Here is a 13,916-nt window from a genome sequence, read left to right on the forward strand (position 1 = left end):
GTAGGAGCCGGCTTGCCGGCTCCTACAGGGTTTTTCGTTTGCCGTGGTTATTCGGCGATCAACCAATCCATCTGCCACCCACCCTGGGTTTGTCCCAACTTCTTGGACAACCACGGCAGCAGCTCACGCAATTCCTCTTCCAGCCCCCACGGCGGGTTCGCGATCGCCAACCCGGAACCGTTCAGACTGTTCGGCGTGTCCAGCGGATGCACCAGCAACTCCACCCGCAACAACTTCGGCGCGCCCGTGCCGGCCAGATCCTGATAAAAACGACGCAACATGCGCTGGTCCTTCACCGGGTACCAGATCGCCGCCACGGTTTGACGCATCCGGCCAATCGCTTCTTTCAGCGACGCCGCACAACGCTGCATCTCATCGAGCTGTTCAAACGGCGGATCAATCAACATCACCGCCCGCTTCTCCTGCACCGGCAACATTGCACGCGGCACATGCCAGCCTTCGCCCAAGTGCACCTTCACCCGACGGTCGCCGGCCATGTTGTCCTTGAGCAACACACCGTCTTCGGGGTGCTTCTCGTTGAGCATCACCCGATCCTGCGGCCGCGTCAGACGGCGCGCCAGCTCTGGCGACCCCGGGTAATAGCGCAACTGGCCATCCGGGTTCATGTCGTGCAGCACCTTCATGTAATCGGCGGTCAGTTCCGGCAGATCCGGCTGATCCCACAACCGCGCAATGCCTTCCAGGTACTCACCGGTACGGCTCGCCTGATCGCCTTGCAGGTCATACAGACCAATGCCGGCGTGAGTGTCGAGATAGGCAAACGGCTGCTCCTTGCGCGACATCAGGGCGATGAGGCGGGTCAAGGTCAGGTGTTTGAACACATCGGCGTGATTGCCGGCATGGAAGGCGTGACGATAATTCATGATTGCTCCTGCGAAGGCCGGGAAGTTTACCTTGTACCGAGGCGAACGTCAGGGCTTCGCGGCTGAGCGGGCATTCGCTCCTTCAATCGCAACCACGTCCCCCCGTCGAAACCGCCGACGGCTGCGATTTTTTGATCTTGCTCATGTGGCGAGCAACATCAAGTCACATATTGCCGAAGACCTGCCATCGTGGCGCTTACACATGAATGCGAAGATCGGACCGGCCTGATACCCCTAAAATGGAGATTTACATGGGACGGAAAATGATTGGTATCGGTGCGCCCACCTCAACCGGCGGCTCGGTACTGGAAGGGAATGTCGGTATCAACATCGATAGCGCCGTAAGCACCTCGTCCATTGGACACTTGGCAAGTTGCCCAGCCTGCAGCAAAGGAAAAGGCCCTATCGTCGCGGTCGGGCCCAGAACCATTACGTTACCGGCCGGATTGGTTGCCCTGGAAGGTGATTACGTTGCCTGCGGCTGCCCTCCACAATCCAACAAGGTGATGTTCGCTCAGTCATCTGTATATGGAGGAGCCGAACACAACAAAGCAGATTTTTCAGGCATCACTGCCGCGCTCAATCGTCCCAAGACCATCACTGATATTTCCTTGTCCTATGGCGATGCGCAGGTGCCTGTTGAGTCAGTTTCCCGGTTTTACACCGACTTGAATATTCATGTAAAAACCTCGGGTTATTTTCCCGGCGAGACGGTTACCGTCAACATTAGCGGCCCCACCGAAAAAGCGTTGACCGGGATAGTCGGAGCCAAAGGCATAGCCATCATTCCAAACGCATTTGGAAGCGAAATTATTGACATGGAAGGGGAAGCATAATGGCTCAAGTTGTCATCAGTTCCGGCGGGGTGTCTTCCAACATTTCGGTTAAACGGCCTCGTTTCAGCACTTTATGGAACGCATATGCAGAAGTGGGTCATAAAGGCTCACTGGAGGTTTATGGACTTGTCGGCGGCGGAGTCGAAGCGGCAAGAGTGGAAAAGCCTGATGCTTATGCGAATGCCTGCGCCTTGAGGATAAGCAGAGCCTTTAACTATGGCGGATACAAAATCCCCAAAGGCACGATCATAAAAAACCAGCCCATCTATCGATTGAGTGGAGCGGACCAACTCCCCTACATCATGAAGGTGGTCGATTTCCTCGCTTTTCTTAGACATAACTGGGGCGAACCCGACCATATTTTGACGCAAAGTAATTCAAATTTTATAAATGGCAAAAAAGGCGTCATTGTCATGGAGATCACCGGATGGAGCGACGCATCAGGCCACGCTACCCTTTGGAACGGGAGCGTGACCGGTGACGACAGTGACTACCATAGGCAAGACAGCCACACCTATGACAATCCGAGGGTAAAGCTGGAAAAAATAAACTTTTGGGAGTTGAAAGGATGACACGCTCGCAGTTAATTGTGCTGGCACTACTATTGGTTTCAGGGCGAGCCATATCTGCTGAAATCAGTATCGATAAGGCTCGAGAAACGCTTAAAAATTATGGGTTGGCCAACTGTATTTCCGGCCAATTCAAGGACGAGTCAGAAATCAAATCTGATATAGGACTCGCGATTGGCGCCTACTCGTCGATGGGAAAAGGTCAGCATCTGATCGTTCAAAACGAGGACACCCTCGAGGTCACGCATGACCCCTACGCAGAAACCGAGAAATACATGCGTAATGCCTACGCAAGGACCTCATCCGTCAGCAAGCACTCCGATAAAAAAATGGTTTTTTATGGTTGTCTAGAGGTTTACAACTCCGTGGAATTCAACGCATTCGTCAAATCTCAGGATCAGTACCTGCCAAAGTAGGTCATCAAAAAATCATCCGGACGATCCTTCCCACAATTAAGCCGGAAGGATCCCCCCTTTACCGATGCTACGACAGCGCCTTCAACCGCCGCCCCAACACGTCCAGCACATCACACCCGTCCCGCAACGGAATGGCGCAGAGCAGGGCAAAGTCACTGAGGATGAAGGACTGGCACTCGATAGAACCACGCATCGACAGGTTTTCGAGCACTTGGGTGACAGCGCGGATTCGATAGCTGGCGGCGTCGTATAAAACGTCGAGTGGTGCGAGGGTATCGACGAACAAGGTGGGCATGTCGTCGCAGTTACTGGTCAGAGCCATGAAACGGCTTTTGGGTGGAGGAGTTGGTTTTTCGTAGGGTGGATCGGGGTGAAGATTAGTCATTTTTAAACCTCTGGTAAGAAGGGAAGCTACCATCGGCCTTCCTACAGGCTTGGGTGGCAGCTATACGCGGGGTAGGAATATCGAGACCAGAGAACTCGACCACGCCGAAGCATGCCCGCGCAGAGCCGCCGTAACTGATCTTACGGACGCACGTTGCCGGCCGCAAATACAGGTATCGACGCCAAAGCGTCCTCTCTAGTCTTGAAGGGTTCCTACACCCTGCCACTGAATTTTCAGTGACCACCAGAGACTATCGATGGAACGCACTTCCCACCAGTTCATGCAAACCGCTACAACTTGAAGGAAACTTCCGACGACCTTGCCCAGAAATTTCGCAGCCTGTAAGACCGCCTTCGCGGGCAAGCCTCGCTCCTACAGGATTGAGGCGGGCCGCAAAAATCAGGAACGCCTCCAATCCTGTAGGAGCAAGCTTGCCCGCGAATTGAGCGCGAAGCGCTCATAAAATCTTTCTGCCAAATAGATAACTGTTGTCACCAAGTGGATGCATCTTCAAGACTGGCCTTTTGGAGGTCTTCTTTCCATTCCACAGTTGCCAATCGATAAATATCTTCAAAGAAAACTCTCGTATTTTCCATTTCACCCCACCCATAGGGGAATGAGGAGTATGCCTGTGGATCATATTTAAAAAGCGACTGGAAATCGTACCACTTATCATCAAGCGCCTTTTCTAAGCACTTATAAAGTAAAAAGCGATGTCGATAGGAGCGATTTCTAACTAGACAGTACCTGAGTATTAATTTCTCCCTATCCGACGGATCATTCGGATTAAATTTCTCCAGCTCCTCTCCAAGCGTTTCTTCCCGATCATAAATATCGAAACACCCCAAAAAATATGAAGGCGTCGGAATGTATGGCTGCCCAGTACCAGGATCAACAAACATGTCCCCTCACTTAACTGGCTAAAAGGGGACGGAATAATTTTGCCCCACTATTAATGAGAACCATAACTCTTAAGTTAGCAGAAAAATATATCCACGTCCTTTGCTTTCCGCCCACCCATGCTCGCTCCACCTTGCTATTTCGTAGGAATCATTGACTGTCATTTCCTTGACTCTGATACCGTTCCAAACAATTAAGGAGAACCGTCATAAACTGCCTCTGATCTCTAACTTCATCATCAAAATACGTATCCATTTTTAAAAATATCTCGTCAAAACTCTCCCCCCTCTCTAAAAAATAAGACAAGGCTTCTATCAATAATCTACGTTCTTTCTCACTATATATAAAAAATTCCGGCTGTAGCAACACATCAAAAAGCTCGGCAAGTTCAATGTTATCATTTACATTTTTCGAAACAATAATTTCCTCCCGCTCCAAATCACGCGTATTTTCAATATCAAATACAAAAAGCAGACCACGTATACTCCACAGCGAATAAGGCCTATTCATCAGTCAAAATCCGTGAATGAAGTTTTAGCGTCACCATTTCCATCCAGTATGACGACCGCTCTAGTCTGCTCACCATACTCCAACCCATCTCTTTTAAATCCTTCACCTATTTTTCTACCCATTTCAATTGGTTCTCGCGAAGCATCTATGCCGCTCTGCCTAAAAATTAACTGCGCACGTTGTATTGCGTTGAATTGATCACGATGACTCAGGAAATGTGTTGCAGCGGAGGGTATGACCGGCTCACCTCTTCGTCTTCCTCTCTCATACCTATCTATTTCTCCCGTCGTGGGATTCCTGCCTTCCTCCACTCGCAAGCGCTGGGATTGCAGGGTGGTTTGCGCGCCATGTTTCTGCAGAAAGTGAGCACCTTCAATCGACTCCTCCATTTCCTTCAGACGCCTATATACATTCGCCTCCGCCAACTCATCAATCCTTGCCCGACGCTGATCAGCCGTCATTTTCGGCAGCGGCGGCTCACCCTCATCAACCTTAGCGCCAGACGTATCATCCGGCGCCCCACATCCAGGCTTACCCGACAGCGGGCAATTCCCGCTCAACCCCAACGGATCAACCCACCCCGTCGGATTCAGCGCGTACCGATACCCGTTCAGCCCACCCGCCAACTTGACCGGATCCGGCGTCAGGTACCGCCCTACCTCCGGATCATAGTACCGATGCCGGTTGTAATGCAGGCCGCTCTCGGCATCGAAGTACTGCCCTTGAAACCGCAGCGGCTGCTCAAGTTGCTCGCCCCCACCAAACGCCAACCGCGTGACTTTTCCGTAGGCGTTGTACTTCGCCGACCAGACAATCTCGCCACCAAAATCGGTCAGTTCCTGCGGAGTACCAAGGTGATCGAGTTGGTAGTAAAACGGGCAAGCCTTGCGCGGGCCTTTGCCGTCGAGCATGGCCAATGGGCGGAAGGTGCCCGGTTCGTAAACATAGCTGCGGTAGTGTTCGCGACTGCTTTCAGCGACGAGGTTGTCGCCCTGCCAGAAGAACTCGGTGGTTTTACCGTCGACGGTTTTAGCGATGCGTCGGCCGAAGGCGTCGTAGCGGTAACTCGCGCAACGTCCGTCCGGGGTCGTGACGCTAACCAAGCGATGCTGGCAGTCGTAGGCATATTCGGTGACGAGTTTTTGCCCGGTGCCGCGACGTTCGCGGATGAGGTTGCCGAAGGCGTCGTAGTCGTAATGGCGGTCGCCTTGCATGAGCAGGCGATTGCCTTTTACGGCAGCCACACCGGGGCGGTTTTGCATCAGCAGGTTGCCGGCCGGGTCGTGGGCGAAGCTTTCCGGTGGGTCGTCGCGGGTGTGGCGCACGCGGGTCAGGCGGTTGAGGGCGTCGTAGTAATAACTGCGCTGGCCGTGGCGGCTGTCGGCGACGGTCGCCAGGTTGCCGTTGACCGCGTAGGTGTAGTGGCGCAGGTACAGCGGCCGGGTTTGTTGATTGATCGCGTGCGCTTGCAGGCGGCCCTGTTCGTCGTAGTGGTAGCGGCTGGTGAGCTGGCCTTGTTGGCGCTGTTGTTCGCGGCCAAACGTGAATTGGTGGGTGGTGAGCGGCGCGCCGTTGAGGTCGATGGCGGTCAGCGCGCCACCCTTGGCGTGGTGGTAATCGAGCTTGCTGCCGTCCGGCAGGCGCATGCGGTTGAGTTGGCCACAGGCGTCGTATCCGTAGCGCAAGGTGCCCCAGCCTTGGTGCTCGGTGATCAAACGGTCTTGTCGGTCGTACTCGAATTCCAGTGGATGATCGTGACCGTCGTCGACGCTGATCAGTCGGCCGAGGTCGTCGTAGCGGTATTTGACCTTGATGTCGTCGGGCAGCGTTTTGACCAGCAGCCGCCCTGCCGAATCTCGCTCATAAGCGGTAACCCGCTGCGAGCCGTCGTCGCCGAACTCGGTTTTTTCCAGCAGGTTTCCATTGAGGTCGTAGGTGTACGCCGTGCGCTGGCCATCGAACCCGGTTTCCTGTCGGATCAATCCACCGGGCGTGTAGTCCAGGCGATATTGTTCGCCGGACTCGTTTTCGATTTCTGTGAGCAGCAGCTGCGCGTTGTCGTAGCGATAGCTGAGCTGCGTGCCGTCGGGATTGATCCGGCGGCTGACCAGATGCAAACCATCGACGTATTCGTAGCGGGTAACGAGGCCAAGCTCGTCGCGTTCGGCGGTGATTTTTCCGTAGGTGTTGTAGCTGAAGGCGCGCGTGGCCCCCGTAGGAAGTGTCGTCTGAACCAGTCGTCCAACGGCGTCCCACTCGTATCGGGTGAGTGCTCCGTGTTCATCCTGATCGGTAATCCGTCGACCCAGCGCGTCGTAGGAAAACCGCCGCAACCCACCGTCCGGCAAAGTTTCTTCAACCAGTTGCCCTAAAGCATTGCGGACGAAGAGATGGCGACTGCTATCCGGGTAACGGATCGACAGCAACTGGCCTTTTTCATCGTAGTGATAATGGGTGACATGGCCGTCGGGGTCGGTCGCTTCGGTGATGTCGCCCTGAGCGTTGCGCTGATATTTCCAGACCGCTTTGCCGCGATACCGGGCATGCAGGAAACCGTTGCGATACTCGTAGGACGTGGGCTCGTCTTCCGGCGGAATCAGCGCCACCAAGCGTCCGACTTCGTCGTAGTGGTACTCGGTAACGGCGCCGAGCGGATCCTGTTCGGCAATCAATCGACCTTTATCGTCGTAGGCTTTGAGGTGTTCGCCGCCATCCAGCTCGACCTTGCGCACCAGTCGCGCCCGGTCGTCATGCTGGTAAACCTCTTCGCTGCCGTCGATGTTGTGGACGGTGACACTGCCCTCGTCATCCCAGACATAGCGCGCTTCCATCTGCGCAAACGACGCCCAATGCCGGACGCATCGCACAGCCTTGCCAGACCTTTCCCACTCCCAGAAGAAACTCGCCCCACCGGCCAGTTGCCGCTGCTGGATGACGTGCTGGTCGTCGTAGTCGTAGCGCTCGCTTTCCCCGGCGGCGTTGGTCGCTTCGATCAGTCGCGCGCGCTCGTCGTAGCGGTAACTGACCAGTGTCTGTTCGGTTATCCAGGCTTCGTCCGACGTGTCTGCCGGGACAAAACGCTGGTAGTCGACGGCAATCAAATGGTGCTGGTCGTAGCGCAACAGCAAGGCGCGGCCGGCGCCGTTGTCGAGGCGCTGGATACGGTCGCGGCGGTCGTGAGTGATGCGCAACCGGTTGTCGTAACCGTCGCTGATCGCAGCCAATCGACCGTTGATGAAATGATAGAAACGCGTGTCGTCGCCGGCCTGGGCGAGGATCAGTTCTTCCGGGGCATCGCCCAGGTAAATCGCTGCACGCGAGAGGCTGTTGTGGATCGCCGGACGCTCATTGCCAGGCAGCGGAAAGGTGGTGCGACGGTTTTCGTGGTCGATCCAGACGACGCCATCGCCATCGATTTCCAGTCGGTGCGCAAGGCTGTGACTCCAGCCGAAACCGAGGCCGCAATCAATCTCGACGGCGCTGGTGCGATAGAGGCGCGTGAAGTCGAACGGCAGGATTCCATTCAATGAACCGTCGGTGAGGGTCAGCAGTTCTTCACCGGTGACCATCGACACAGGGCATTTGTTGGTCGCGGTTTTATCGGCCGCATCGGCGCTGTCGCCGTTGGGATTTGTGGCCTGCTTCGAAGCGTCGTCGTGGTGTTCGTTTTGCTTGAGCGTGGTATTGCGTCTGGCGTCCCAACGCAGGTGCAATCCGCCTTTTTTCACACCCGCTGCCACGCCCCGTGCGGCGACCTTTTTGTACTGGTCGACGTAGGTCATGAAGTTGTTGATGAGGGTGAAAATCGCTTTGACGAAACCCTGCACGGCGCTGACGATATGGGCGCCGTAGCTGGCGAGACGCATACCCAGGTAGGCGATGCCCGCCCCCGCACCGGCGAAGGTCAGGACCACGCCAATTAGAATGTCGATGAGCAACTGAACCACCACCGTCGACAGTGCTTCGGCGGTTTTTCCAGCGATCTCGCTGGGCGGCAGCATCTCCAGCCAGAGGCTGGCGGTTCGCAACAGCAAACACAGCGCCGCTTCGTCACTGGCCAGCAGTTGGACCTTGGCCATGACGTCCGGAGCGGTTTTGGCGAGCGTGGCCAGTTCATCCGCACTGCTACCCAACCGCTCAACGAACTTGCCGGGATCCTGGAGAATGTCCGAGAGCAGGCTGATGCTGTCCCACACACCAATGACCGCCGCCCAACTTCCCGCCAGCAGGCCATTACCCGCAGCGGCAAACGCTGACTGCGACCACTGCGGTTTGAAGCCTTGCCACTCAGTGCGCAGCCAGTCTTCCAGCTGTCCGGTCAGGCCGTCGTAAGACTTGAAAAGCTCATCAACCTGATCCGAAGTCACCGCGCTGTGGACATGCACGCGGTAGAACTTCCCGGCAATGCCCCTGAATTGTCCCTTGCCGTTTTCATCGAGCGTGACGGTGTTTTTTTCGCCGCCATCAACGGCAATCACATCAACATCAATGTTCCCCAGCGGAACGTCATAAACCGATTCGAACTTGCTCTCGATTTGCAGAATTCCGTTTAGCGGACACTGCGCAACACTGGAGAAAAAGTCGTCATCACTGCGGCTCACCGACGTAGTGACATTGCCCAGTTTGATCTGCCGGTCCATGTCCATCAGCGAGGGCAGGTCCATTGCCCGGCTGACCTTGTCGGCATTGCGACTTAAAAAGCCCTTGAGTTGCTGGCGATACACACTCAGCGTGTCCTTGAAACCTTCGAGCTCCTGCTCGATCCGTACGATCTGATCCATCAGTCCAGCTCCATCGACAGGTAATCCACCAAGGCTGATTTCGGGGCTGGCGGTAGGCCCGGCTCTGCCAGAAAGATCGCGACTTTGTGCCGCAAAACGCTTTCGGAAAACGCCTCGAAAAGATCAGGACGGTCCTCGCTCAGCCACGTGAGCAAGTTGTTCAGCCGAGTGGTGTTTGAGTGTTCACAGAGTTGCTTCAACAGCGTTTTGGAGATTTCCCACCATGGAAAAACCCTGGCGGTTTTCAGTGCAGTTCCACCGATGTCGAGCGGTTGACCATTGATCAGGCACCGCCCCACGACCGGCAGCAGTTGAGCAACTTCGACATCCGCAGACTGAAGAATCGGCAGCAAGTAATGCCCATCCCAAAAGCGGAAAAACACCGCGTTGCCATTGGGCAAAAACACTTGCGTGAGGCTGCGCAGATGTTCGATCAACACGTCTTGAGGCGAAGAAGAAACCGCCAGCCAGCCCCAATCGCGAGACTCGGTAGTGGCGACCCAGTCCAGAAACTCACTGTCAGCAGCGACGATTCCGACATAGGGCATGACCGGTTCCCACTCGGCGTAAGGGGTGTCCGCCCAGATCGGGCTCGGAGCATGCAACGGACTTGATCTCTGCCAGGCGTTGAACGGCTCAGCGGAACTGGCATTGCCGAACACTGCGAACAACTGCTCGGAAGGCTCGAGTGGTTGGCGCTCCAGCCAAGTGAGGGGTGACAAGCACTCAGGCTGCACAGACACCACCCTTGCAGCGTTCACATTCTTCGCAGAATGGGGCGTCGCTTTTCAGGGTCAGAATCTGTGCTGTGCTGAGTGCCAGAAGTGTTCGTTGAGTGGTCGCGGCGTCCATGGCCGGCATCGGTGCACCGCCCAGTTCAATCGGAACGCTGCTGAAGATCCCGGCGGGGCCGATGTTGATCCAGTGGCCACCCGCCTGGATGGTCGCGCTTGCGCCGCCATCGATGACAATTTGCTGGCCGGCGCTGGCGTGAAATTGCCCGCTCGCCTTGAGGGTCTGGTTGCTGACGGTGATGGAGCGGTCACCGTGAACGTGCAGGTTATCGTTGGCACCAATCACCGCACTGCGCTGATTTCCGACCTGGACGTGCAGGTCGTTCAACACGTGTTGAGTCCAGTTTCGCTGGGCCCGCAGGTAGATTTCCTCGGCGCCTTTGCGATCCTCGATGCGTAATTCGCTGTAACCACCGCCACCGGGACTACTTTGGCTGCGGAAAATGCTGCGGGTTTTGTCGGCGGGCAGATTCAGCGATATCGAGTTGGCGCCATTGGGTACGCAGCCCATGACCATCGGTTTATCGACGTCGGCATCGAGGAACCCCACCAACACTTCCATGCCGACCCGAGGAATCAGTGCGACGCCGTAGCCGTCATGCGCCCAGCCGGTGGCGACGCGCAACCAGCAACTGGAATGTTCATTGCGCTTTGCGTCACGATCCCAGGCGAGCTGAACCTTGACGCGGCCGTACTCGTCGCAGTGGATTTCACTGTCGGTCGGGCCAGTGACTACGGCGGTCTGATAACCGGTGAAAGAGGGTTTCCCGATCAGGGGTGGGCGAAACGAAACATCCCACGGCGTCGCCAGAAAGGTATTGCGATAGCCCTGGAAATCATCCGCCCCGTCGCTGCTGACTGACTCTTCGAGCACTTGCGGCTGACGGCCATGGTGTTCGATTTTGGTGATCAGCCACAGGTCATTCCAGGCCTGGCGTGGATGTTCCGACAACGCCAGGAAGTGGCCTGCCACCAAAGCGGGCTCATCGCTGCGACCTTCAGCCTGACGGTAGTCCGCGTTGTGGCGCTCCAGTGTTCGTTGAGCCAGCGCCCTGCCAGATTCGCGATCCGTGAACTGGCCAGGAAAGTGATAATCCTCAAGCGTCGGCAGTTGCCCGTTGTCGCTTCGGCTTTCAAGTTGCAGCCCGGGTTTATGGAAGTCGTAGTCGCGACGGGCTACCGAAGTGGTGCGGGTTTCCAGCCGCACGTTGAAGCGATTGATCGCAGGCGCGTCGGCCGCCATTCCCGTGTCAGGCGAGAAAAGTGTCGGTTTGTCGATCAGGGGGAAAACCGTCTGGTCATCACCAAACACCAGCAAATGCCCGTCAGGGCTGTGCTGAAAGTGGTAGTGAATGCCGATCTCGGCGCACAACCGCTGGATGAACGCCAGATCGCTTTCCGCGTATTGCACGCAGTACTCGCGATCGGGGTAATCGCTGCCGAGCTGAAAGGCGAACGCATCGCGCTGGATGCCATGATCCTCAAGGATTTGCGCAATGATCACCGGCACGCTTTTGTGCTGGAAAATCCGCTGATTGATGCGCTGGTCGAGGTAGGTCAAACGCGGGAGCAGGCTGACTTGATAGCGCGTCAGACGCTTACCGGAATCGCCCTGGCCAACCCGAAAAATCTGACCGTGTATACCGCTGCCGTGTGTATCGAAACTCAGAAATGCCTGACGATGCAGAAGGCTTTCGAGCTCGATGTCCGGCCGTTCACTGACCAGTTCCAGATCAAAGCGGTAAGGCTGGCTGATGGCTTCCTTGCCGGTGAACTCAAGCACCTTGAGGTCATGCTGGTCACCGTCGACGGTCAGCGTGAAACGCGGTTGATTAGCAAGAGCGAACATCCGATGTGTCTCTGCAGAGTGAAGGCGGGCGATTCTGCATGAGCGGCAAGGGGTGTTGACGAAGGGACAGGAAACTCAGATTTGTCGTGCTTTTTTAGAGAATTTTCCTTCATAAATCAGGACAGCGAACTACAGACATTCCCTTAGGAAGGTCGGGGTTGAATCAAATTACGCCTTCGCGGGCAAGCCTCGCTCCTACGGTTTTTTGGTTGCGCCCATTAGTTTTGAATCAATGCAATCCTGTAGGAGCGAGGCTTGCCCGCGAAGGCGGCATCGGCAACACCAAACTTTTCCCCGCCCAATAAAAACGGCCCACCTCCAAAGGAAGCGGGCCGTTTTCATGTTCGGCGAAAGGGTTGAGCCTCAGCTCATCCCGATCACTTGTTCAGGCGGAAATCAGCCTCGGCAGCAGCGAAACGCTGCAGCATGCCGTGAGTCGGCGCGCCCAGTTTGCTGACGATGTAGATCGCCAGGCTGGCGAAGATGAAACCAGGGATGATTTCGTACAGGCCCAGCAGTTCGAAGTGTTTCCACACGATCACGGTGATCGCGCCGACCAGGATGCCAGCCAGTGCGCCGTTACGGGTCATGTCTTTCCAGATCACGGAGATCAGGACCACTGGACCGAACGCAGCACCGAAACCGGCCCAAGCGTAGCTGACCAGACCCAGCACACGGTTTTCCGGGTTGGCGGCCAATGCGATGGCGATCAGGGCAACCAGCAGCACCATGGCGCGGCCGACCCAGACCAGTTCCACCTGGGAAGCCGATTTACGCAGGAAGGTTTTGTAGAAGTCTTCGGTCAGGGCGCTCGAGCACACCAGCAACTGGCAGCTCAGGGTACTCATCACCGCAGCCAGAATGGCCGACAGCAAAATACCGGCGATCCATGGGTTGAACAGGATTTTGGCCAGTTCGATGAACACGCGCTCGTGGTTTTCGCTGACGGGCATCGCCACGGCAGGGTTGGCCGAGAAGTAGGCAATACCGAAAAAGCCTACAGCCACGGTGCCGCCCAGGCACAGGATCATCCAGGTCATGGAAATGCGACGGGCATTGGCGATCGACTTGACCGAATCCGCCGCCATGAAACGCGCCAGGATGTGCGGTTGGCCGAAGTAGCCCAGGCCCCAGCCCATCAGCGAGATGATGCCGATGAAGGTGGTGTTTTTCAGCATGTCGAAGTTGGCTGGATCTTGCGCTTCGATGGCCAGGAACGCGGTATCGACGCCGCCGGTCGCCAGCAACACGATGATCGGCGTGAGGATCAGGGCGAAGATCATCAGCGTGGCTTGTACGGTGTCAGTCCAGCTGACTGCCAGGAAACCACCGACGAAGGTGTAGGCAATCGTCGCCGCAGCACCGGCCCACAGCGCGGTCTCGTAGGACATGCCGAAGGTGCTTTCGAACAGACGGGCGCCAGCGACGATGCCGGACGCGCAGTAGATGGTGAAGAACACCAGGATCACAACCGCCGAGATGATCCGCAGCAGGCCGCTTTTGTCTTCGAAACGGCTGGAGAAGTAGTCCGGCAGCGTCAGCGCATCGCCGTTGTGCTCGGTCTGCACGCGCAGACGGCCGGCGACGAACAGCCAGTTCAGGTAAGCACCGACGATCAGACCGATGGCGATCCAGCTTTCGGACAGACCGGACATGTAGATGGCGCCCGGCAGACCCATCAACAACCAGCCGCTCATGTCGGAGGCGCCAGCGGACAATGCAGTCACGACGCTGCCCAGGCTGCGACCGCCCAGAATGTAGTCAGAAAGGTTGTTGGTGGAGCGATAGGCCATGAAGCCGATCAGCACCATTGCTGCGATGTAGATCACGAACGTGATCAGGGTTGGATTGCTAACGCTCATTAAGTGATGCCCTGGCTTTGTTTTTATGTAGCGGCAGAGTGTGAAAACGCCGACAAACGACAATGTTTGATCAAACGATTTGCGGGTCCGCGCATTTAGGACTGATGTTTCCCCAGGAAAGCCATCAGCC

Annotated in this window: 11 protein-coding genes; 3 read left to right on the forward strand and 8 right to left on the reverse strand. The window is 56.2% G+C overall.

Translation table 11 applies throughout. From position 1 onward, the window contains the following. Nucleotides 1-47: 47 nt before the first annotated feature. On the reverse strand, nt 48-884 hold the full coding sequence (locus IB246_RS09105) for a 23S rRNA (adenine(2030)-N(6))-methyltransferase RlmJ (RefSeq protein WP_008025084.1): 837 nt from the start codon (nt 882-884) through the stop codon (nt 48-50). 251 nt (nt 885-1,135) lie between these two features. Here IB246_RS09105 and IB246_RS09110 point away from each other — a divergent pair, with 251 nt between their 5' ends. From IB246_RS09110 to IB246_RS09120, 3 genes are read left to right on the forward strand one after another with little or no spacing between them, the layout of a single operon-like run. Further along, nucleotides 1,136-1,720, forward strand: coding sequence for a PAAR domain-containing protein (locus IB246_RS09110; RefSeq protein ID WP_008042052.1), 585 nt, complete (start codon nt 1,136-1,138; stop codon nt 1,718-1,720). Beyond that, on the forward strand, nt 1,720-2,292 hold the full coding sequence (locus IB246_RS09115) for a type VI secretion system amidase effector protein Tae4 (protein WP_008042051.1): 573 nt from the start codon (nt 1,720-1,722) through the stop codon (nt 2,290-2,292). Before IB246_RS09110 ends, IB246_RS09115 begins: the two co-directional genes overlap by 1 nt. After that, nucleotides 2,289-2,705 (forward strand): hypothetical protein, encoded by a 417-nt coding sequence (locus IB246_RS09120; protein ID WP_008042050.1) that lies wholly within the window; start codon nt 2,289-2,291, stop codon nt 2,703-2,705. The genes IB246_RS09115 and IB246_RS09120 overlap by 4 nt, the downstream gene beginning before the upstream one ends. Nucleotides 2,706-2,772: 67 nt before the next feature. Here IB246_RS09120 and IB246_RS09125 read toward each other — a convergent pair whose 3' ends face one another. From IB246_RS09125 to putP, 7 genes are all read right to left on the reverse strand, one after another. Continuing rightward, nucleotides 2,773-3,090, reverse strand: coding sequence for a hypothetical protein (locus IB246_RS09125; RefSeq protein WP_008042049.1), 318 nt, complete (start codon nt 3,088-3,090; stop codon nt 2,773-2,775). A 491-nt stretch (nt 3,091-3,581) separates the two neighbouring features. Beyond that, complete coding sequence (locus IB246_RS09130; RefSeq protein ID WP_032832685.1) at nt 3,582-3,992, reverse strand: hypothetical protein; 411 nt, start codon at nt 3,990-3,992, stop codon at nt 3,582-3,584. Nucleotides 3,993-4,140: 148 nt separating this feature from the next. Next, the gene (locus tag IB246_RS09135) at nt 4,141-4,500 is read right to left on the reverse strand and encodes a hypothetical protein (RefSeq protein ID WP_008042048.1); all 360 of its coding nucleotides are present in this window, start codon (nt 4,498-4,500) and stop codon (nt 4,141-4,143) included. Continuing rightward, entirely contained in the window at nt 4,500-9,281 is a 4,782-nt protein-coding gene (locus tag IB246_RS09140) for an RHS repeat-associated core domain-containing protein (RefSeq protein ID WP_008042047.1), read from the reverse strand. The genes IB246_RS09135 and IB246_RS09140 overlap by 1 nt, the downstream gene beginning before the upstream one ends. Further along, nucleotides 9,281-10,018, reverse strand: a complete 738-nt coding sequence (locus tag IB246_RS09145) for a DUF4123 domain-containing protein (RefSeq protein WP_008042046.1) — start codon at nt 10,016-10,018, stop codon at nt 9,281-9,283. Before IB246_RS09145 ends, IB246_RS09140 begins: the two co-directional genes overlap by 1 nt. Then, a complete protein-coding gene (locus IB246_RS09150; RefSeq protein WP_008042045.1) occupies nt 10,008-11,924 on the reverse strand; it encodes a type VI secretion system tip protein VgrG in 1,917 nt (638 codons plus the stop codon). The genes IB246_RS09145 and IB246_RS09150 overlap by 11 nt, the downstream gene beginning before the upstream one ends. A gap of 377 nt (nt 11,925-12,301) precedes the next feature. Further along, a complete protein-coding gene (gene putP / locus IB246_RS09155; RefSeq protein ID WP_008042044.1) occupies nt 12,302-13,786 on the reverse strand; it encodes a sodium/proline symporter PutP in 1,485 nt (494 codons plus the stop codon). Between the last annotated feature and the right edge of the window lie 130 nt (nt 13,787-13,916).

The organism is Pseudomonas sp. PDM01 (assembly GCF_014852325.1).
GTDB lineage: Bacteria > Pseudomonadota > Gammaproteobacteria > Pseudomonadales > Pseudomonadaceae > Aquipseudomonas > Aquipseudomonas migulae.

Coding starts and splice junctions, on each gene's coding strand:
- IB246_RS09105 (WP_008025084.1), bottom strand. CDS start 884: ATGAATTATCGTCACGCCTTCCATGCCGGCAATCACGCCGATGTGTTC.
- IB246_RS09110 (WP_008042052.1), top strand. CDS start 1,136: ATGGGACGGAAAATGATTGGTATCGGTGCGCCCACCTCAACCGGCGGC.
- IB246_RS09115 (WP_008042051.1), top strand. CDS start 1,720: ATGGCTCAAGTTGTCATCAGTTCCGGCGGGGTGTCTTCCAACATTTCG.
- IB246_RS09120 (WP_008042050.1), top strand. CDS start 2,289: ATGACACGCTCGCAGTTAATTGTGCTGGCACTACTATTGGTTTCAGGG.
- IB246_RS09125 (WP_008042049.1), bottom strand. CDS start 3,090: ATGACTAATCTTCACCCCGATCCACCCTACGAAAAACCAACTCCTCCA.
- IB246_RS09130 (WP_032832685.1), bottom strand. CDS start 3,992: ATGTTTGTTGATCCTGGTACTGGGCAGCCATACATTCCGACGCCTTCA.
- IB246_RS09135 (WP_008042048.1), bottom strand. CDS start 4,500: ATGAATAGGCCTTATTCGCTGTGGAGTATACGTGGTCTGCTTTTTGTA.
- IB246_RS09140 (WP_008042047.1), bottom strand. CDS start 9,281: ATGGATCAGATCGTACGGATCGAGCAGGAGCTCGAAGGTTTCAAGGAC.
- IB246_RS09150 (WP_008042045.1), bottom strand. CDS start 11,924: ATGTTCGCTCTTGCTAATCAACCGCGTTTCACGCTGACCGTCGACGGT.
- putP (WP_008042044.1), bottom strand. CDS start 13,786: ATGAGCGTTAGCAATCCAACCCTGATCACGTTCGTGATCTACATCGCA.